The sequence below is a fragment of the Pontibacter kalidii genome (assembly GCF_026278245.1).
GTDB classification, from domain to species: domain Bacteria; phylum Bacteroidota; class Bacteroidia; order Cytophagales; family Hymenobacteraceae; genus Pontibacter; species Pontibacter kalidii.
This window is the reverse complement of sequence record NZ_CP111079.1, coordinates 3,929,425-3,949,434: the sequence shown is the minus strand read 5'-3', so window position 1 is coordinate 3,949,434 and position 20,010 is coordinate 3,929,425. Positions and strand designations below refer to the sequence as shown.

Below are 20,010 nucleotides of genomic sequence, written 5' to 3'. Positions count from 1 at the left end.
TTCTACATTAATGTTTTTATAGAGCGAGAATTATACTGATTTTTCCTTTTCTAACGATAGAGGTAACCTCTGCCAACACTGTATCCCAGATTTCGATCATCCCAGGCTTCAGTTCGTGGTGCTGTTGCAGCAGTCCGGACTTTAGCTCAGAATTAGTGAGAATATTTTTGAATCGAAGATTGTAACCTTCGAACCTGAATGTAGCATGAGGCTGTATAGCTTTTAACCTTGTTAGTGCCTTGTCTTTGAAAAGCTCTGGTGCAGACTGATAAATGCTTGTTTGGGTGTAATCCTTTAATGTTTTCAGGGGTTTGTATTTTATCATTATACAGAAAATGTGAGGCAGGTTTTAAATTGTTAATGCTTGCAGTATAACTTTTTTATAAATCATTGATTATGAGTATGGTTCTTTTTGCTGAACGTACAACCATGACCCAGGAGGAGTTCCTTATCCAGCACCTGACAGAGGATAAAAGCTACAAGAGCATCCTGAGCGAGAACCCAAGTCTGGAGCTCCACATGCTGCAGGAGTGGTGGGCGACTGGTACCGACCTGAGGGATAAGATCAAAAAGTCTAATGCCCTCTTCTCAAGCAGGAAGGGCAAGCCGGCTTTCGCTGCCTTTGAGCAGGCGGGCAAGCGGCCATTCTTTGAGTGGTTCCGAAAGCAGCCAAGGATCTGCGCCTACTGCGGTATAGAGGAGCACAAGCTGGAGGAGCTGTTTGCCGCCGGCGTGCTCTCCACTAAGCGGGGGCGCGGAAAGTCGTTGGAGCTGGAGCGGAAAGATTCCAAGTCGAACCTATACACAGAAGGGAACTGCGTGCTGGCCTGCTATTTCTGCAATAACCATAAAAGCGACATCATCTCCGAGGAGGACCACCGCCAGTACTTCGCACCCCACATCAGGAAGTTCCTGGAGGACAAGTACAGCCACTTCAAAGGCCATGGTAACTGATAGGGAGACGAACCAGGTATACTTCTCAGAACTGCTCGCCACAGACGGGCGCTACAGGGATGCCTGGCGCAGCATCACGGCTGCGCTGGATAAGCACGGAGTCCGGTACGGTCTGCTGAAAGGCACCAAAGACATCTGGTGCCGGGACTACATGCCGGTGCAGCAGTCTGCAGACAGCTTCATCCAGTTCCGGTACGAGCCTTCCTACCTGAGCGCGCATCCGCACCTTAAGACAGATCCGGCGCACGTCCTGCAGGTGTACGGGCTACGGGCGCAGCACAGCGACATCAACCTGGACGGCGGCAACGTTCTTCGCTGGACTGACAGGGTGATTCTCACCGACCGGGTATTTGAGGAGAACCCTGCTCTCACTAAAGCCAGGCTGCACGACCAACTGGAGAATCTGTTCGAGGCGGAGGTCATCATTATCCCTGCTATCCGATCGGACATGACGGGCCACGCCGATGGGCTGGTACGGTTCTACGACCGGCAAACGCTTATCTGTAACCGTATGGCAGATGAGTACCAGTACTGGCAGAGGGGCATGAGGAAGGTTATCAGCCAGTATGGCTTCGACTACGTGGAGCTGCCCCTGTTCGAGTACAAGGAGAAGCAGTATCCCTTATCTGCCATCGGATGCTATGTCAACTACCTGGAAATAGGCGACCTTATCCTGGTGCCAGTGTTCGACGTTCCCGGCAACAAGGATCAGGAGGCTATCGATACCCTGGCTCAGGTTTTCTCGAACCGCACTATTGAAACAGTGAATATCAACGCCGTCGCCAGGCAGGGTGGGCTGCTGAACTGCGTGACGTGGAATGTCCTAGATGATAAAGTATAATCTTCGGTGAGGATGTTGCCAATAAATGTACTGAGATAGGTTAGAGCCTGCTAGAACATTTCAACTGCCCCTATTTTACCTGCCGCTCACCAACTAGGTCTTCCTGCTGCAACAAAATTTTTACGCCTCATAGCGACACCGTCGATATTAAAACCTAAGTCTAATACTCATTTACACAGCACACCAGCAGTTTTAGACTGTATATGTTTGTATTAACTTATAATTATATTTAAATATATTTGTCCTTTAGATATAGTTTCTCTAATAATATAACCAATACATGATAAAAGGACCTGATAGAAGCATGAAAACGAACACATTAAAGGCATTGATGCTGATTGCTGTACTTTTATACCTATGCGTGCAGCCCTTGCTGGCTCAGACGCCAGTTAGGAAGGTATGGGATAAACGGTATGGTGGAAGTGGAAATGATGCAGTAACAGCCATAGTTAATGATAATGATGGAGGGTACATCATTGGGGGGGTATCCAACTCTTTGGAATCAGGTGGCGATAAGAGCAGTGGGACCAAAGGAAAAGCCGACTTTTGGGTGGTGAAGGTAAACTCCTCCGGTGAGAAAGTATGGGATAGAACTTTAGGAGGGAGTGGGGTCGACTTTTTGACTAGTATAACTCTCACACCAGACGGGGGTTTTCTGCTGGGCGGCAGGTCAGACTCGGGCGTCGGCGGCGACAAGACTGAGGCGTCGAGAGGGAGCAATGACTTCTGGGTGGTTAAAATGAACGCCGCCGGCGAGAAGGTGTGGGACAGGACCTATGGAGGAGAAGGTGATGACGGGGTCAGGGTCATAGCCACTGCTCCAGATGGAGGCTATCTACTGAGTGGGTATTCGTCTTCAGATATAAGCGGCGATAAAAATAGTGAGAACAAAGGCTCCTATGACTACTGGATAGTAAAAATAGATGCTAATGGTAAAAAGATTTGGGATAAATCATTCGGAGGGTTACATAGTGAGGACCAGTATGCAGGAAAGACTATTCCACTAACTGGAGGAGGATATTTGATAGGAGGCGCTTCTAACTCTGGTGTTAGTGGTGATAAGTCAGAAAGCTCTAGAGGATATGCTGACTATTGGGTGGTGAAGGTAAACTCCGCTGGCGAGAAGGTGTGGGACAAGACCTTCGGGGGAATGAGTAGTGAAGAACTATATGGATTAGCAGAAACGGGCGATGGTGGCTATCTGCTGAGTGGATGGTCCACATCCGGAATAGAAGGTGATAAAACCGCACCTCCAAAAGGACGTCATAGAGCATACTGGGTAATCAAGATAGATGCCGCCGGCACCAAAGTATGGGACAAGACATTTGGGGGCAGTGACAATGACGAGCCGTTTGCTCTAGCCCCCACACCAGACGGAGGCTTTCTACTGGGCGGCAGGTCAGACTCAGGCGTCGGCGGAGACAAGACCGAAGCGTCAAGAGGAGGCTATGACTTCTGGGTGGTTAAAATGAACGCCGCCGGCGAGAAGGTGTGGGACAAGACCTATGGGGGGAGCGATGATGACGGTATACAGGCCATAGCGGTCACTCCTGATGGGCAATTTATTGTTGGAGGCTATTCACACTCAGGTGCGAGCGGCGATAGAACGGAGGAGTCTAGAGGAGGCGGTGATTTTTGGGTGGTAAAGTTCGCCGAAGGATCAGCGCCTGTCATAACTGCTCATCCTACCTCAAGAACTATTACCGGTGGGCAGAACACCAGCTTTACAGTAACCGCCAACGGCACAGACCTTGCCTATCAGTGGCAGGTGAGCAAGGACGGGGGTAACACCTTCTCCAATATCAGTAATGGCTTGGGCTATAGTGGCGCAACTACGGCCACACTGGCTATCACCAAGGCGCCGATTTCCATGAATGGCTACAGATATCGGGTAATGGTGAGTAACGGCACCGTTTCTACTTCCACTACAGCAATGTTAACCGTTAACTTACCGGGCTTTAACAATTCCCGCGTTTGGCAACCAATTGGCACATCCGGCTTTTCCACTGGCCAAGCCTCATGGAATAAAGTCATTATAGATGCTAACGGTACGCCTTATGTGGCGTTTACGGATGTTGCTAGAGAGGGAAGGATTACAGTCATGAAGTATAACGGCTCCGTCTGGACAGTCGTAGGGGCGCCTGGTTTCTCTGGACGTCTGGACCCCGGCCTCGACAACCTTTCATTCGCGTTGGATAGAAACGGGGTCCCTTACGTGGCCTACGAGGATGAGGATAATGGCAGAAATGTTTCTGTTATGAAGTTTGATGGCGTCAGATGGGTATATGTAGGCACGGCCGGTATCGCTGTGTATGTAGGAAGCTCTCCATCTTTAGCTTTTAGTACTGATAACACACCTTACCTAGCTTATTCAAATTACACTGGTGTGGGTTATAGTGGTAAAGCCATTGTAAAGAAGTTCAACGGCCGAGATTGGGAAAATGTAGGTGACGCGGACTTTTCGGCCGGTCATGCCTCAGGTCTTTCTTTGGCCTTTGACACTAACGGTACACCCTATGTGGCTTTTAGTGAGTCACCATTTGGGACGGGTGAGGCTGATTACAAAACCACAGTGATGAAGTTCAATGACACAGATTGGGAGAATGTAGGTGCCCCTCGTTTTTCGCCCGGATACGCAATGGGTCTATCTTTAGCCTTAGATGCCAATGGCACACCATATTTAGCCTATTACGATAAATCTTATGGAGACCATGGGGGCCAAGTGGTGAGAAAGTTCGATGGCAGCAACTGGGTATCGACAGGCGGCGATGTAGTTTCATTCGGTGGTAGCGCTGTCAATATTTCTCTTACTGTAGATACTAGTGGTGTTCCTTACATAGCGTTTGAGGAGACCAATAATCCTACTTTGATGCGGTTTGACGGTACCAGCTGGATCAAAGTAAACAGATCAGGTCTTTCTAAAGGCATGTACACCTATGCTTCCCTAGATGCTAATGATGTGCCTTACATCGCTTATAGCGATGAGATTAGTGGCAAAGCGACTGTAATGAAGTTTACACCCGTTCAGAACGCAAGGCCATCAAATATTGATCTCTCCAATTCATCTGTAGAAGAAAACATGCCTGCAAATACACTTGTGGGGACATTTATCACTACGGACGCAGACGCTGGTGACACCCACACCTATACCTTGGTGGCTGGCGAGGGCTCTTCAGGTAATGCCGCCTTCACCATCGACGGCGACAAGCTGAAGATTCTACAGTCACCGGATTATGAAATCAAGAACTCCTATAGCATCCGTGTGAGAACCGATGACGGAAAGCCTGGCGGCACCTTCGAAAAGGTGTTTGTAATTCAGGTAACCGATGTGGAAGAAGTACCAAGCGCATTCGAAGTTTATATTTCATCCAACAATGCCGATTCCACCATGGCCAAAGTTGGTGACGTGGTGCTGGTGCACATGCATAGTTTCAACCCAGACCAAATACGAAATGGTGTGGCTACCATTGCTGGCCATACTACTACCCCATCTGGAGGAATGCTTGATAATACGTTTCGTTACACCATGACGGCCCAGGACGCAGAGGGTGTCATTCCATTTACCCTCACCTTCTACGACGTGGCAATCAGCAAAGAGGTCACCGTGACGGCTGTCACACGCGGCAAGCGGGTGGTGTTCGATAAGACGCCTCCATCCCCATCTATTACTAGCACGGTGAGCGGCACCACCAATAAGGGAGTCATCCCGCTGACCCTAACCTTCTCGGAGGCGGTAACAGACCTGGAGGCAAGTGATTTCAAGGTGGTGAACGGCAGCGTGAGCCGCATTTCCACCACGAATAATGTTACTTACACTGTGGACTTCACCCCATCAGCAAGCGGGGCCGTGTCCGTGACACTCCCTGCCGGGAAGGTGAAGGATGCCGCCTCTAACCTGAACACCGCCTCCAACACCTGGACGGCCTCCTATGACGGTACCCGCCCTACAGTAACGCTGTCCACACAGGCACCCGAGGTTATGAACGTACCCTTCACAGTGAGCTTCACCTTCAGCAAGGCTGTGACAGGCTTTGCCGTGGGCGACATCACGGTGGAGAATGGCACGGCCTCAAGCTTCACGGTCAAAAGTAGTACTACCTATGAGGCTAAGATCACCCCAGCCAGTCAGGGCCAGGTGCGCGTAAACGTGGCGGCCGACGTGGCACAGGATGCGGCCAAGAACGGCAACACGGCCTCCTCTGTCCTCACCAGGACTTATGACAGCCTTGCACCAACCGGTTATGCTGTAGCCTTTAACCAGACAGTTATCAACTACGGCAATGAGAGAAGCGCCTCTGTGAAGGTGACCGGCGCGGAGGTGGGCGCTACTTACAGTTACGCTATTACGAGTGCCGGGGGCGGTACAGCTGTTTCGGGAACAGGGCAGGCAGGGGCAGCCACCTTCGACATCCCTAACCTCAACCTCTCCGGCCTGGGGAACGGGCAGCTAACCCTGGTGCTGCGGATGACAGATGCGGCCTCCAACGCAGGCCCCGAGGCCAAGGCTCAGGTGATGAAGCACAGTCGGAACCTCAACTCCTACACCAAGCCGGCAGAGATCCGGGTGCCGTTCCGCACCACCTTTGGCCGATTGAAAACCCTGCTTCCCTCTCAGGTGGAGGTGACTTACTCGGACAACACCAAAGGTATGGTGAGCGTGGCATGGCAGGAAGGAGCCTATGACGGGACTATGGCAGGAAGCTATACCCTCAGTGGCACCCTGACGCCAGCAGAGGGAACAACCAACCTGGACAATATAGCCGCCAGCGTGACGGTGGTAGTGGGGGCCAGCAGGGCTGCCACGGCCATTGCCCTTAGCCGTAGCGACATGGACGAGAATAATGAGGTGGGTGCCGAGATCGGCACGCTTTCGGCCAGCGACCCGGATCAAGGCGACACCCACACCTTTGCCCTGGTGGCAGGTGAGGGCGCCGCAGACAACGCTTCCTTCACCATTGAGGACAGCGTACTCAAGGCTGCTGTTGCCTTCGATTACGAAACCAGGAGCAGCTACAGCATCCGCATCCGCACCACAGACAGCGGCGGCGCTTCCTTCGAGGCCATCCATACCATCACAGTCAACGATGTGGAGGATGTGGTAACGGGCATCGCCGAGAAGGAGGATACAATGCTGAAGATCTACCCGAATCCGACCAGCCGCTACATGGTGGTGAGCTTCGACAAGGTGATGGACTCCGTGTCACTGGTCAGCGGCACCGGCAGTGTTGTGCTGCGGGAGGAAGGACGCTTCACGCAGGCTAGGCTGGACACTGACGCACTTGCCCCAGGAGTTTACGTCGTAATGATCCACGCCCAAGGCAAGGTTTATACCAAGCGTATTCTTGTAAGTAAATAAGGTTGGCTATCGGAAAAACCAAAGCTACCTCTTGAAGTACTCATGTTCTACTGTTAGCACTCCTGGTATGGCGGTTAGGTGACTTTATGGCGGTGAGGCTGTTGCAAAGCCTCACCGCCTTTTTTATGAAGCTACAATCAAGATAGCACCTGAACTTCAGGGGTGCCCTTAGTGCGGCAGGTAGTTTTACCATTGCTTTGATGCAAAAGCCAGTCTTCAAAGAACCGCTTGTTCAACTTTAGTTGAAGACAGTAAACGATTGTGCATAAAGTATAAAAATGATTTTAGCAGGATATGTATGGTTAAACTTTAATATAATAATATTATTATATATTTTCGCCCCGCAATGAAAGGGGCTGACACTTCAGCCCCGCCTCCTTGAAAACAAATCTTAATACATACATAATGCTAACAAGAAAGCTTACGGCCATGGCACTCTGCTGCCTGGTTTTATTCTCTGGCTGCGATAAGGATGACAGCAGCGCAGAGGTGGAGCAGCTCGAGAAGGAGCTGATCGCCGAGAAAGGCAAAACAGTCGTGGACCTCAGGAAAGAGGGCGATAACCTCGTTATCGTCTACAGCAACGGAACGACATCTACGGTGCCCTATACCGAAGCCATGAAAGGCAACATCGGGGCGGCACAGGACGGAGTGGGCATCAAGAACATCACCTACAACGGGGAAACCGGCATCCTGACCATCACGCTCACCAACGGGGAGGTGAGCGAGTTCAAAATCACCACCACGGACATGGAGTGGGACGCCGTACTGGTGGGGGACACCAACGGCAGCCTGTTCATTACCGAGGCGCTGCTTGGATCTGTGCCCGTGATAAAGGCCGAGTACAACGACGCTTTCCAGCTAACCTATCTGGAAAGCAACAAGGCGGTCGACATGCAGATACGCAAAGACTTTGACCTAACCAAGGCTTATAAAGGGGACGCTTTAGAAACCTATACACTCAGGACGTATTCTCTGGAAGAAAAGGTAAACCACTCCTACGAGTATGTCCCCGGAATGGAGCCTGTGGAGACCGTGTTCATCGAGCACAAAGGCAACTACTTTAAGACTTCCAATGGGGATGGTACCTATACGATTTACCGGTATCATAGCTCGAAATGGGAGAACAATGCCGAAAAGTTCGTTTATCAGAAGCTAGCAACCAAAGCCATCGTAATCTCATCCGGAGAGCAAGAGTATTACTACTCGGAGATTATGAGAAAAAAGAGCGACAGTGAGTATTACTATTACAGGCAAGTCAGCAACTGGTACGCTGAAAATGAGCGTGCGTACGTGCTGAGCGAGATTATCAAGGTTGGCAGCAAAAACCCAGCGGGTACCCTTTTAAGTACGAAAGTGGTTAACGTGGAAACCGATGCCCAGGGGCGCGTGACCAAAGCATACGAGGCGCAGGGTGAGGGAGAGCAAGCCACCCGCTACATGAGTTATGAGTACAACGCAGCCGGGCTGGTGAAGACGACAAAAGTCTTTGTAAAGAATACAAAGGGAGCCTGGGTGGCCAGCGGTGAGTTTGAAACCTACACTTATAATTTAGACAACCGTCTGGCCTCTATCGTTCGCACGTTCGCTGATGGAACGACCCAGCAGGTGCAGAAGGCCAACTATGACAAGAACGGTAACCCGACAGAAATCTGGGCGTGGCAGCCGGCTGAGCGAGAGTATCGCTGGAGGTCGAACCCTGCGACAGGCAGCTGGTATGGGTACGTGGAGACTATCCGGGAGGCTGGCCTGTACAAGGTGGCCACGATAGAGTATGACTACGCCTTCAAGAACTTCTTTGGAAATACTGTCACGGCGCTGGTACCGGAACTGGAAGGGTACAAGGTGGTGAACGCCATCAAGCGCGCCACCGTGCCGAACTCCTATTCTTTCGCCCATGTGGAGTACAAGGATTTCAATGAGCATGGCTATCCCCGTAGAATGGTGATGAATGCCTCTGGCGACGTGGGTGACTTCGACAACGCGGCCCACCTGGAAGTGGTGCTCAACTACAAGGTGAAGAGCAAGTAGTAAATTTATTGCATGCCCCCTGCCACGCGGTAGGGGGCTTTTGCTGTTATGAGGGGTTCGGTACTACTCTTATTGCTTATACTCTCTCCTGCCTGGCTGTTTGCCCAAGTGGAGGGTACTGTGTTCGATGCAGAAACCAGGCTACCGATAGCGGAGGTAGTCATCAGCACCCCGTCAGCCCATGCGGTCAGCGATGGGAGGGGGCGCTTTTCCCTGCCTGCCTGCATCCCAATAGATAGTCTCCTTCCGCTTCGCATGAGCCACACCCGCTACCAGGATACCACCGTGCTGGTAAGGCCCAAAGTGCAGCTAAGCCTGTACCTAAAGCGGGACAACATCAGTTTGGGGGAGGTGGAAATTATTGCCCCCGCATCACCCGGTACCGAGACAGCAAAACTTTCCCGAAAAGAACTGGAAGCCATAGGCAAGCCGCTGGGGGAGGCGGACCTGATGCGGGGCCTGCAATACAAGCCGGGGGTGCTCCAAACAGGCGAGATGCAGTCTGGTCTCTTTGTGCGCGGCGGAAGCAACTCCCATACGGCCATTCTCCTGCAGGGTGTACCTGTCTTCAACCCGGCCCACCTCATGGGAATCAACAACTCCCTGGACCCAGACGCCTATGAGTCTGTTTCCCTTACCTCTGGCGGGTTCGCAGCGAGCAAGGGCGGTTGGCTGTCGGCTTACCTGGAGGCAACGCCTCGCGCCAGGGAGGTTTCCTCACCCCAGCTGAAGGTAGGGGTGGGGGTGCTGAGCTCAGAATTAAGTTACCAGCAGCACCTGCCCAAGTACAAGACCAGCGTGTTTGCGAAGGCCAAGTCTTCCTACTACCAGCTTCTGGCGAAAGCCTATGAGCAGCTGCACCGTGAAGAGGGACAGGACAACCCGCTGCCGGACTACGCCTTCCAGGACATGAACCTACAGGTGTACACAGCCCTGCCGAAGGGGAGCCTGTCGGTGGCGCTGTTCGGGAGCCGGGACAGTTACGACGGCACCACGAACCGCTTCTCGCTTGCCTCCGGCTGGGGCAACCGGCTCCTGTCTGCCCGTTGGAAGCACCGCTTTGGCCCCGCTTGGCTGGAGCTCACCCAAGGGTACAGCCGCTACGCCTTCTCCATGGAGCACAGGCGCCAGGAGACGCGGTTGCTGGACCAAGCCACCTCCGGACACTTCTCCAAGCTATTGCTGGGCATGCCTCTGGGCAAAACGGGTTTCGTGGAGGCTGGGGCTTTCCTGCAGCACCTGCAGGCCGAGATGGCATCCATTCAGGAGGACCGGGAGGGACGCCTGCTGCAGGAGAGCGCTTATACGGAGAAACTGCCCCTCCTTGGCGCGTTCGCGCAGGCGCAGGCCACAGCGGGCAGGGTCACCTACTCCGCCGGAGCACGCCTGTACAGGCATAACGGGACTGTGCTATCTGCCCCGCGTCTGAAGCTGGAGATAAGTGAAGATAACTGGACAGGCAGCCTCTACTACGACCGCACTTATCAGTTCCACCACCAGGTGAACGTGCTGGGCATCCACATGCCCTTCGACTTCTTCCGCTTCGCCTCCGGCAGGCTGCCTGTGCAGCGCTCGGACCAGGTAGGGCTATCATTAAGCAGGCCCGTGAAGCAATATAAGCTGGCTGCCGGGGTGTACCACCGCTGGCTGGAGGGGCAGCTCCACTACGCCAACGCCTCGGAGCTGCTGTCGGACTTTACCACCTCCTTCGAGCCTCATGCAGGCCGTGCCTACGGCGCGGAGCTGGAGCTGCAGGCCCAGTGGTCTCGCCTGGCGCTGACGGCAAGCTACACCCTGGCCTACAGCAGGCTGGTGATGGAGGGGGAGAACGGTCAGAGGGAGTGGCTATACCCCGTGCAGGACGTGCGGCACCAGCTTTCCACCACTGCCCGGTACACCTTCAACGAGCGATGGCAGCTGTCGGGGCAGTGGTTCCTCCAGACGGGCAGCCCCTATACCTTCCCGGTGGGCATCATCCCGGCGCAGGGCATGATACCCATAGAGGCCCCAAGGATACTGCCTGCCTTCGGGCAGTTCAATAACGTTCGCACGCCTATGCGTCATAGGCTTGATGTAGGCGTCACTTATAAGAAACGCCATACCAGCAGTACTTCGGAGTGGAACGTGGGTATCTACAATGCCTACAACCGCGCCAACCCGTACTTCCTCTACTTCGACGTGGTGCGCCAGGAGGACGGCACGGGCCGGATCGTCTCCAGGCAGCGTTCACTGCTTCCCTTCACTCCAACCCTTCGCTACACATGCACCTTCGACCTTTAGTATTTCTGCTGCTGCTCCTCATAAGCTCCTGCTCGCTGAAGGAGGAGTCTGAGCTGGTGATGCCGTTTAGTCCCGCTAAACTCTTCGTAGAGGGCTACCTCGTGCCGGGGGAGCCCATCCGTCTGAGCCTAATCCGTACCAGCACCTTTCAGGAGGACCTGGCCCTGCAGTTGGTTTGGAATGCGGAGGCGGAGCTCCTGCTTCCTGATACAACGATACAGCTGCAGAACATCTTCTACAAAGAGAAGGAAAGCGGAAAACTAGTCAACTACGCCAGCGCCTACATAATGCCTGCCATCCTTCCGGGAGACTCGGTGCGGCTGCGGATCATCACCGGGGACAAGGCCGACACGCTCTATGCCGCCACGGAGCCTGTGGAGCAGGTAAAGATCATCGGCTGGGCCTTTGACGGCACCCAGATCAGGGTTAGGTGCGAGAACGGTGCCGAGCCTAGGAACCGCTTCTACGGTATCTACCTGGAGTACGAGCAGGAGGGGAAGACCAAGAGGAAAGCGGAGTACTATGATCACTCGCTCTCAGGAGAGGGGGAGTTGACGTTCCGACTGGACGTTCCTGCCACACACTATCCCTACCGCGTCGTCTTATACCGGGTCACTCAAGCCAACTACTACTTTCAGCGGGCACTGCAGCAGGCTGCCCGTGCCAACGAGGATCCATTTGAGCCGCCCGTCGTGCTGCCGACGAATGTTCGGGGAGGGCAGGGGATCTTTACTTATAGCACACAGGATACTTTGGTCATAGGAGAGTAGGTCGCATACATTTACATTCAACCAATTTTTTAAGACGAGGCTTACTGCTATACCATTCTAGTTACGGGATTCTTTATAATTTTTTATAATCCTTAAGTATCCCACTAAGATTCTTACCCCAAAAAATTTTATTCCCTGGCCCGCGTGGAGGGGGGTAGCTTCTTGAATTCTGAATCCAAAATTTTGCAAGGTCCGGTACAAGTAGTACCCACAACATTATCTCCCCTCCCACCAGTGGTAGGGGAGAGGGGATACAACCACCTCCTCCCGGGGGAGGGTATATAACCTAACAGCAGAGGCTTTAGCGGCCCAGTTTCCATACCTTATTAGGTAGTTTTGGTGCCGATAAACTTAGGTTATGGTACGCATAAATTTCCCCGCCTCAACTATCTTGAAAGCCCCAGCAGGGGCCCCTGATGGGCATCCAGGCACTTCCCCTAACAACCAGCGGGCAATAGCCAACGATACACCACCGAATCATAGCCCCCCTGTGTGCGTGAGGGGAGGCCGACACGTCTATAAAAGCGAGGCTACGCTGCGGTGCCTCGCTTGCAATTTCCTCTACCGTGTCAAACTCCCCCACCGGCCACACCGTGGGCGTGGCTTCGGCAGGTGCCGTGTCGTCGGTCACCAGGAGCGTCATGGCGTATTCCATTCGCTCCAGTACCTGCCTAGTCTTTTCCGGGCTGCACCAGTCGATGTGATCCTTCACCAGCAACCTGATTTTCTCTTGGTTTTGCTGGGTGTTCCCCTTATAGCCGTATCTCTGGCTGTAGCGGGTAACCGGCAGGAGCCTGTACTCTCCCTCGCGGATGTCACGCTGCATGGAGTGTATTACCTCAATGTCGCCCTCGGCTAGGTAGCGGCTGACACACTCCCGGATCTCCCTGCGGTCTGCCCTGATTCTCCTGGCCTCGTCGGACAACCCTGCTTTCTTCCTTGGCTGGAGCTCCTCCACCTCGAAGAGGTCCTTGTTGAGCAGACTGATAGGCTCAGACGTATAATTAGGGAGGCTAAGATTAGCCTTGTTCTCCTTCAGGTTGAAGTCCAGGTTCTTCCCCACCGCATGCATGAAGATGGACCACAGGAACCCCTGCTCGACCAGCCTGCTGATAGGAATGTCGAAGTCACCCAGATACTGGCTCCCCATCCTCTCCTCAATCCTGGTTATACCCCTCTTGTCGTTTAGGTCGAATTCAAGGCGTTCGAAGTGGTCCAGTATCCACTGCTTTTCGTTGTCCCTAGCCTCCTTCACCTTGTTTGGATATATAGAGATGACTTTCCCTGTCTTCTGGCTTCCGATAATGATGGAATTCTTGGATTCTGTGAGAGTTGCCTTCCCACACTTGGTGAAGGTGTGCTTGGTGCTTATCTCTTCACAGTAGTGTAAAAGGAACTTAAGGATTTTAAACTTGCCGTAGCTGTCGTAGGCGATGTCGAGGCGGTGGAGGCTGTGCTCCACCAGCCCCAGCGTCTCGGTGATCAGCATGTAGTACTCCAGCCAATCACCGTACAGCAGCTCGTTCTCCATCTTGAGCTTGACAAGGTCCTTATTCCATCTTATCGGCTCAATGCTCAGCCTGGCCACGCGTTGGCCGTCACAGCTGACCTGGAGCACGTACCGGTAGTTCTCTCCCTTCTCTGTCTCACGCAGCAGGCTCAGGTGCATCCTGTCGTTGATGTGGAACTCATTCGTCAGCACCTGGCCCTCCTGCTGGTATCTTTCTCGCAGGCCTGCCAGGGTGAGCTTTCCCACCAGGGATGTCAGGTTGACCTCCAGCCAGTCCAATACACAGGCTGCTTGGACGTCATCTTTATAGTGTTCCCCCAGGAGAATCGCCTGGAGCTGTTTGTTGAACTTCTTATCTGTCAACTCACATGTCAATATGGGTTTGGCTATAACTAGCCGGCTACCCTTGGAGCCCTGAGGTTATTTGCTAATCCCGGTTCGCGACTATGCCGAATCCGGGACGGGAAAGGTGTGTGATGCGACAGACGCACCACTCCGGGGCTATGCAACGGCCCCACACCTCCCTTCTTTGACGAACATATGTTTAATATTTGGGATTTGTAGCGATAGCCTGGAAGAAACAGGGGGGAATAAGGTGTAGAATTGTAACTCCCTGAATATGAGCCTTTAATTTTTTAAGTGAGTTCAGCAACCCAGGAACCGCAGCAGGGGATCTCTGACCGCAGGGTTCCAAGGGGTGGGCCCCCTAACGTACATGGGACCTCTACGGCAGCATACCACTAGGGTTTTATCATAGAGTTCCTCTGGCCCCTTCGGCATAGTAACTATGTGCATAGTCGCATAGCTTGAAATACTGGTAGTGCTAGGACCTCTACAGGGTTGTCGTCCAGTAGGAGTAGGGGGATCCTATTTTGTCTAGAGGAATATAGTCTATACTCTAGACTATAGTATAGTCTCTAACATAGTCTTTATTATAGTCTCTATTGTAATGGATTAAAGGTATGGGGCTCCTTTTCCTGCTGTTCCTCTTTTTCTATGAAGGGCGAAAAAGGGCACCTCTTTCCAGTAAGGAGGCAAGGTGGCACCTCCCTTTCACCTATCTTTTACGTGCTTTGGTGCTGACGTTTTTTGCTTAAAAACTATGCTTAATAGTATAAGGAAATTACCTCCGCGCTCAGCGGCACAGAGCCCCTACAAGCACACTTGCTCCGTAGACCGACTAACCTTTCCCCGGCTCTCTCGGTATGCTGAAAACGCAGTATATTGCGCTCACAAACCATTTCAGGAAGACAGACATGTTCAGGCACCTACCATCCCTCTACAGAGAGTTCCCTGCCCGAAGGGTACGGCCTTACAGCGCCATGGAGTGCCGCTTCGTCGAGTTGGGCTTTAGCGAGGCAGAAATCGGTTGGCTCTGGGTCCATGAGGAGCACGGCCTGGTCATTGAGGTGTTCGGGAGCTTCTCCGGCACGATGTTCGAAGGGATCATACCCAAGTGCCTGCTTTACCACAAGGGACAGCGGGGGGACGTAAGCAGCTTTGAGGGTATCGCCAGAGGCAGCGAGAAGGAAGTGGCCTCTGTGGCAGAGCGTATGATGGCCGAAAGGTGCCTTGGCTAAGACGAATACTACTACGGCGTCACCACATGCCAGGTAAGGAGTTGGCCTTTGCCAGGCATACACATGATGCGGCTTCTTGTTATCTTTAACCTCATAAGTAGTAGTGTCGATAAAGCTTACCAGTCCAAAGTGCGGTAGGGAAAAGTGAAGTCGTCGGTTTGCCAAAAGTAGCATTTAAGGCCTTTTGTATGCAAATCGTATGCAAATAAAAAGAGCCACTTAACGATTTGACTCGTAAGTGGCTCTCTATCAGGCTCCCCCTCCTGGGCTCGAACCAGGGACCCCCTGATTAACAGTCAGGTGCTCTAACCGACTGAGCTAAGGAGGAATCTCGACATTATCATAAGCAGTCTCCCGCCGTTTGATGATGCAATATTACGGCAGTAAAGCTTAATACGCAAGTATGGCCTCAAAAAAATCTTTTAAAATAGTTTAAGCTGCTGTAAATCAATTCTAAAAAATCAGTTGGAAATATAGAGTGTAGAGGCTACCAGCGAAGTTCGATACTGTAGGAGGGCTGAAATAGCCGGACCGCCGATTACTTGCCCCTGCAGGTTGAACTGAGAGCCGCAGCACGGGTCGGTGATGTACAGCCGCGAAGGGTCTACTTCCAGCACACACTCGTTGGTGGGATCGTAAGTGCAGGTGCGCTCGAAGGCGAGGTAGCTGCCAGCGTTCTGCCGTACCACAATAATCCCTTTGTAGCCATCCGGCAGGTAAGCATAACCACCATCCTGGCGCAGGTCGGGGTATAGCTGGCTGTTGATGTTGAGCTGTGCGTTTACCGGCACATAAGGTATAATGGGGCTGTTGCTGTTGTCTTTGCTACAGGCACCGGCAAGTATGGCCAGCAGGGGCAGCAACAGTAACTTACTTCTCATATGTATAAAAGCCTTTGCCTGACTTGCGGCCGTGGTGCCCTGCATCCACTTTCTGCTGCTGAATGCGGCTTGGCCTGAATTTGGCGTCATAATGGAAAGCCTCGAACATGGAGGTGGTTACGGAGTAATTCGTATCAACACCAATCAGGTCCATGAGCTCAAAAGGGCCCATTTTGAAGCCGCTGGCCTGCATTAGCTTGTCTATAGTTTCCACGTCTGCCACACCTTCCTCAAGCAGCTTCAGGCCCTCCACGTAAAAATGGCGCGCCACGCGGTTCACGATAAAGCCCGGCGAGTCCTGGGCCATCACGGCAGTCTTGCCGAGCTTCTCGGCCAGTTGCCTTATAGTTTGTGCCACCTCAGGGGAGGTAGCAGCACCGGAGATTACCTCCACCAATTTCATGATATGAGCCGGGTTAAAGAAGTGCATCCCCACCACGCGCTCCGGGTTAGGTACGGCAGCGGCAATCTGGGTTATCGGAATAGAGGAGGTGTTAGAGGCAAGTATGGTATCGGGTGTGTTGATGCTGGCCAGCTCCTGGAAAATGCTCTGCTTCACCTCCAGCCGCTCTACCACTGCCTCTATGATCACATCGCAGCTCAGCTGCAGCGTGTCGCCGGTATAGGTAAGGTTTGCCAAAGCAGTTTCTTTTTCGGTCTCGGTCAGCTTACCTCGCTCAATGCCCTTATCCAGGTTTTGGATGGTGGTCTGCTGCGCCTTCTCCAGCACCTGTGCGTTGATGTCGAACAGGATGGTAGTGTACCCTGCCTGCGCGCAAATCTGTGCAATGCCCTGGCCCATGGTTCCGGCACCGACTACGCCTATGGTTTTGATATCCGCTAACGTCATCTGGTGAGTGGTTACATTGTTAAATAGTTAAACGGCTGGATCGATGTTAAGCTCGGCTATACTTGAAAATTAACTACCAGCGAAGCTCAACAATTAAACAATTTAACAACCAGCAATTAAATCACCCCCTCAAACTGGCGCAGGAAGCGCACGTCGTTTTCGGTGAAGAGGCGCAGGTCCTTGATCTGGTACCTGAGCATGGTGATACGTTCGATGCCCATGCCGAAGGCAAAGCCGGAGTATACTTCCGGGTCGATGCCCGAGCTCTGGAGCACGGCAGGGTCTACCATACCGGAGCCACCAATCTCTACCCAGCCTGTACCTTTGCAAATGTTGCAGCCCTCACCTTTGCAGATGAAGCAGGTAATATCGATCTCGGCGCTAGGCTCGGTGAAGGGGAAGAACGACGGGCGGAAGCGTATCTGTGTGTCCTGCCCGAACATCTCCTTGGCAAAGTAGTACAGCGTCTCTTTCAGGTCTTTGAAACTCACCCCCTTGTTTACGTACAGGCCTTCTACCTGGTGGAACACCATGTGCGCACGTGCCGAGATGGCCTCGTTGCGGTACACACGGCCCGGCATGATGCTGCGTAGTGGCGGCTGGTTATTCTCCATCAGGCGTACCTGCACGGTGGAAGTATGGGTGCGGAGCAATTTATCCTTATTCTCGCTCAGGAAGAAGGTGTCCTGCATTTCGCGGGCCGGGTGATTCTCCGGGAAGTTGAGAGCAGAGAAGTTGTGCCAGTCGTCCTCCATCTCCGGCCCCTCAGCTACGTTAAAGCCGATGCGCTCGAAAATGCGCACGATCTCCTGGCGCACCAGCGAGAGCGGGTGGCGCGTACCCAATGTGTTTGGTATAGTGGGCAGGGTAAAATCGAAGCCCGTGTCGCTGGTAGCATCGGTGGCGCTGGCCAGTTGCTCCTGTGCCTGGTCAAAGCGCTCCTGGGCACGGTTCTTCAGCGTGTTCAGTTGCTGGCCCACCTCGCGGCGCTGCTCCGGCGCCACATCCTTCAAGTTATTAAACAGGTCAGCGATGCGGCCTTTACGACCTATATAGGCAATACGGAATTGCTCCAGCTCGGCAGCGTTGCTAAGCGCTGCTGCTTCTATCTCTTGTGCTACTTGTTGTATTTTCTCCACCATAATTCACAAAGATAATAATTTGGTGTGTTTTCACTCTATTTAGGTCATGCTGAGTTACAAGAGGAATGTAGGGGGAGTACCGATTCCAACCGCCCCTGTCCAAAATAGGGGGAGCTCTGTGCTCGCTTTGGCTAAAGTATAAGTTTCATGGCTACTGCCATCGCGCGGACAGGTATAAACCCACCCCTAGCTCCTCGGAGGAGGGGAGTTCTGTAGCACTTGGTCCAACCACCCCTGCCCCTCCTTATCCAAGGAGGGGAGCCATACTTACTCCTTCCCCTGTCATCTCGACCTTTGGGAGAGATCTATCCGAAATTCTAAAGAGATCTCTCCCAAAGGTCGAGATGACAAATAGCCACAGCTATCGAATCTGATCCCAGTCTTTCCGTTGAGCGCCTTGTAGATTTCCGGTGCCCTGAAAGGGCATTGCGACGTTAGGAGCAAAGGAAATGTACACAGCGCGATGCGGGAAGACGAGCCCTCTCGGGCTGGAGAGCACCACAGTCAGAGATGAAACTTTAGGCTCGTAAGTCTGGAGGATGAACGGCAGCTAGTAAGAATAGCTTGTATCAAGCTGCGGGAAGCAGGGGCTAATAGAGGCACAAGCGGACGCTTGCGCCAGAGAAGTATAAGGTATGGCCGAAGAATAAGTATGACTCTTCAAGCTAGCCAAGCTGCAAGCCCGACGCCATTCATAGACACAAGCCTGGAGACTTGCGCCATGCGAATGAACTTAGGGTAATCGGAAAGGATAACCCACAGAAGCTTAACTCCCCAAACCTACCGGTAAATTGCAGAACCACCTTTGCCTTCGTAGCTTACCGACCCAAACCTGCAGCTTACCGATTTCTCTCCCGCATCCGCCTATTACAACTAGACGCGCGGGCTCGATTAGAGTACCTTTACAACAGAAACCTAAAGAAAAGGAACTATGGAAAATAGAAATCAAACTCCAAACAGTAACTACGGCGACAACTGGCCAAACCAGCGCGGTGGTACCAGCGGCAAAGTGCTGGCAGGCTTGCTGCTCATAGCGGTGGGCGTGGTTATACTTGCCTCTAAACTTCATATCTTTTTCCTGCCGAGTTGGGTGTTCTCGTGGCAGATGCTCCTGATCGTAATCGGCCTTTTCGTGGGCTTTCGGCAGAACTTCAGACGGTCGGGATGGTTGGTGCTGGTGTTGATCGGTACGGTTTTCCTGATAAACGATTTGGTGGCGGGCTTTAACCTGCGCATCTACTTCTGGCCTATCCTGCTAATAGGCATTGGCTTATGGGTGATGCTGAAGCCACGCAACCGCTATGACCACCGCCTGGACCCGCCCGCCTCCGACGCAGGGCAGGCAAGCCAGCCTTACACCCCCCACGGCGACGCCAGCGCCCCCCACACAAGTACCTATAACGATGCCACTTATTCCACCGAAGATATAGTGGATGCCACAGCCATACTTGGCGGTATCAAGAAGAACATCATCTCCAAGAATTTCCTGGGAGGCGAAGTGGTGAGCGTATTTGGTGGCACGGAGCTAAACCTGAGCCAGTCCGATATACAGCACCCGGTTATACTGGAGGCAACCCAGATATTCGGAGGCACCACGCTGATCATTCCGCCGCACTGGCAGGTGAAGTCGGAAATGGTGGCCATACTGGGAGGCATAGATGACAAGCGCCCGATGCTGCCCGACGGCTACGATCCAAGGAAAGTCCTGATCCTGAAAGGCACTACGCTCTTCGGCGGCCTCAACATCAAGAGCTACTAAAGTATGGAGTAGTTGTTAGTTATTGGTTGTTAGTTATTAGTGTTTGATTGCTGATT

13 protein-coding genes and 1 tRNA gene are annotated in these 20,010 nt (G+C 52.8%); 8 read left to right on the top strand and 6 right to left on the bottom strand.

The window, feature by feature from the left end; all coding sequences use genetic code 11:
- Positions 1–16: 16 nt before the first annotated feature.
- Positions 17–325, bottom strand: a complete 309-nt coding sequence (locus OH144_RS16480; protein ID WP_266203371.1) for a hypothetical protein — start codon at positions 323–325, stop codon at positions 17–19.
- Between the two features lie 71 nt (positions 326–396).
- On the opposite strand from OH144_RS16480, the gene OH144_RS16475 reads away from it, so the two are divergent.
- The 6 genes from OH144_RS16475 to OH144_RS16450 all read left to right on the top strand — a co-directional run bounded on the left by OH144_RS16475 (position 397) and on the right by OH144_RS16450 (position 12,232).
- On the top strand, positions 397–954 hold the full coding sequence (locus OH144_RS16475; RefSeq protein WP_266203370.1) for a hypothetical protein: 558 nt from the start codon (positions 397–399) through the stop codon (positions 952–954).
- Positions 944–1,795: an agmatine deiminase family protein gene (locus tag OH144_RS16470; RefSeq protein WP_266203369.1), complete on the top strand. Its 852-nt coding sequence runs from the start codon at positions 944–946 to the stop codon at positions 1,793–1,795. The genes OH144_RS16475 and OH144_RS16470 overlap by 11 nt, the downstream gene beginning before the upstream one ends.
- A gap of 304 nt (positions 1,796–2,099) precedes the next feature.
- Positions 2,100–7,151 carry an Ig-like domain-containing protein gene (locus OH144_RS16465; protein ID WP_266203368.1) on the top strand — a complete coding sequence of 1,684 codons (5,052 nt, stop codon included), beginning with the start codon at positions 2,100–2,102 and terminating at the stop codon, positions 7,149–7,151.
- Positions 7,152–7,556: 405 nt separating this feature from the next.
- On the top strand, positions 7,557–9,182 hold the full coding sequence (locus OH144_RS16460) for a hypothetical protein (protein ID WP_266203367.1): 1,626 nt from the start codon (positions 7,557–7,559) through the stop codon (positions 9,180–9,182).
- 120 nt (positions 9,183–9,302) lie between these two features.
- A complete protein-coding gene (locus OH144_RS16455) occupies positions 9,303–11,462 on the top strand; it encodes a TonB-dependent receptor plug domain-containing protein (RefSeq protein WP_266203366.1) in 2,160 nt (719 codons plus the stop codon).
- Entirely contained in the window at positions 11,444–12,232 is a 789-nt protein-coding gene (locus tag OH144_RS16450) for a DUF4249 family protein (RefSeq protein WP_266203365.1), read from the top strand. Before OH144_RS16455 ends, OH144_RS16450 begins: the two co-directional genes overlap by 19 nt.
- A gap of 382 nt (positions 12,233–12,614) precedes the next feature.
- Here the strand turns inward: OH144_RS16450 and OH144_RS16445 are convergent, their stop codons facing one another.
- Positions 12,615–14,105 (bottom strand): hypothetical protein, encoded by a 1,491-nt coding sequence (locus OH144_RS16445; protein ID WP_266203364.1) that lies wholly within the window; start codon positions 14,103–14,105, stop codon positions 12,615–12,617.
- Positions 14,106–14,998: 893 nt separating this feature from the next.
- Here OH144_RS16445 and OH144_RS16440 point away from each other — a divergent pair.
- A complete protein-coding gene (locus OH144_RS16440) occupies positions 14,999–15,322 on the top strand; it encodes a hypothetical protein (RefSeq protein WP_266203363.1) in 324 nt (107 codons plus the stop codon).
- A 254-nt stretch (positions 15,323–15,576) separates the two neighbouring features.
- Here OH144_RS16440 and OH144_RS16435 read toward each other — a convergent pair.
- The 4 genes from OH144_RS16435 to pheS form a co-directional block, all read right to left on the bottom strand.
- Positions 15,577–15,650, bottom strand: a tRNA-Asn gene (locus OH144_RS16435).
- A gap of 133 nt (positions 15,651–15,783) precedes the next feature.
- Entirely contained in the window at positions 15,784–16,203 is a 420-nt protein-coding gene (locus OH144_RS16430; RefSeq protein ID WP_266203362.1) for a Rieske (2Fe-2S) protein, read from the bottom strand.
- A complete protein-coding gene (locus tag OH144_RS16425; protein WP_266203361.1) occupies positions 16,193–17,053 on the bottom strand; it encodes a 3-hydroxyacyl-CoA dehydrogenase family protein in 861 nt (286 codons plus the stop codon). Before OH144_RS16425 ends, OH144_RS16430 begins: the two co-directional genes overlap by 11 nt.
- A 116-nt stretch (positions 17,054–17,169) precedes the next feature.
- Positions 17,170–18,195, bottom strand: a complete 1,026-nt coding sequence (gene pheS, locus OH144_RS16420; protein WP_266203360.1) for a phenylalanine--tRNA ligase subunit alpha — start codon at positions 18,193–18,195, stop codon at positions 17,170–17,172.
- Between the two features lie 931 nt (positions 18,196–19,126).
- On the opposite strand from pheS, the gene OH144_RS16415 reads away from it, so the two are divergent.
- Entirely contained in the window at positions 19,127–19,954 is an 828-nt protein-coding gene (locus OH144_RS16415; protein ID WP_266203359.1) for a LiaF transmembrane domain-containing protein, read from the top strand.
- The last annotated feature ends 56 nt before the right edge of the window (positions 19,955–20,010 follow it).

Excerpts from the sequence above, each read along its gene's own strand:
- pheS (WP_266203360.1), bottom strand. The coding sequence starts at position 18,195 with ATGGTGGAGAAAATACAACAAGTAGCACAAGAGATAGAAGCAGCAGCG.
- OH144_RS16470 (WP_266203369.1), top strand. The coding sequence starts at position 944 with ATGGTAACTGATAGGGAGACGAACCAGGTATACTTCTCAGAACTGCTC.
- OH144_RS16430 (WP_266203362.1), bottom strand. The coding sequence starts at position 16,203 with ATGAGAAGTAAGTTACTGTTGCTGCCCCTGCTGGCCATACTTGCCGGT.
- OH144_RS16440 (WP_266203363.1), top strand. The coding sequence starts at position 14,999 with ATGTTCAGGCACCTACCATCCCTCTACAGAGAGTTCCCTGCCCGAAGG.
- OH144_RS16425 (WP_266203361.1), bottom strand. The coding sequence starts at position 17,053 with ATGACGTTAGCGGATATCAAAACCATAGGCGTAGTCGGTGCCGGAACC.
- OH144_RS16465 (WP_266203368.1), top strand. The coding sequence starts at position 2,100 with ATGAAAACGAACACATTAAAGGCATTGATGCTGATTGCTGTACTTTTA.
- OH144_RS16450 (WP_266203365.1), top strand. The coding sequence starts at position 11,444 with ATGCACCTTCGACCTTTAGTATTTCTGCTGCTGCTCCTCATAAGCTCC.
- OH144_RS16415 (WP_266203359.1), top strand. The coding sequence starts at position 19,127 with ATGGAAAATAGAAATCAAACTCCAAACAGTAACTACGGCGACAACTGG.
- OH144_RS16475 (WP_266203370.1), top strand. The coding sequence starts at position 397 with ATGAGTATGGTTCTTTTTGCTGAACGTACAACCATGACCCAGGAGGAG.
- OH144_RS16480 (WP_266203371.1), bottom strand. The coding sequence starts at position 325 with ATGATAAAATACAAACCCCTGAAAACATTAAAGGATTACACCCAAACA.
- OH144_RS16460 (WP_266203367.1), top strand. The coding sequence starts at position 7,557 with ATGCTAACAAGAAAGCTTACGGCCATGGCACTCTGCTGCCTGGTTTTA.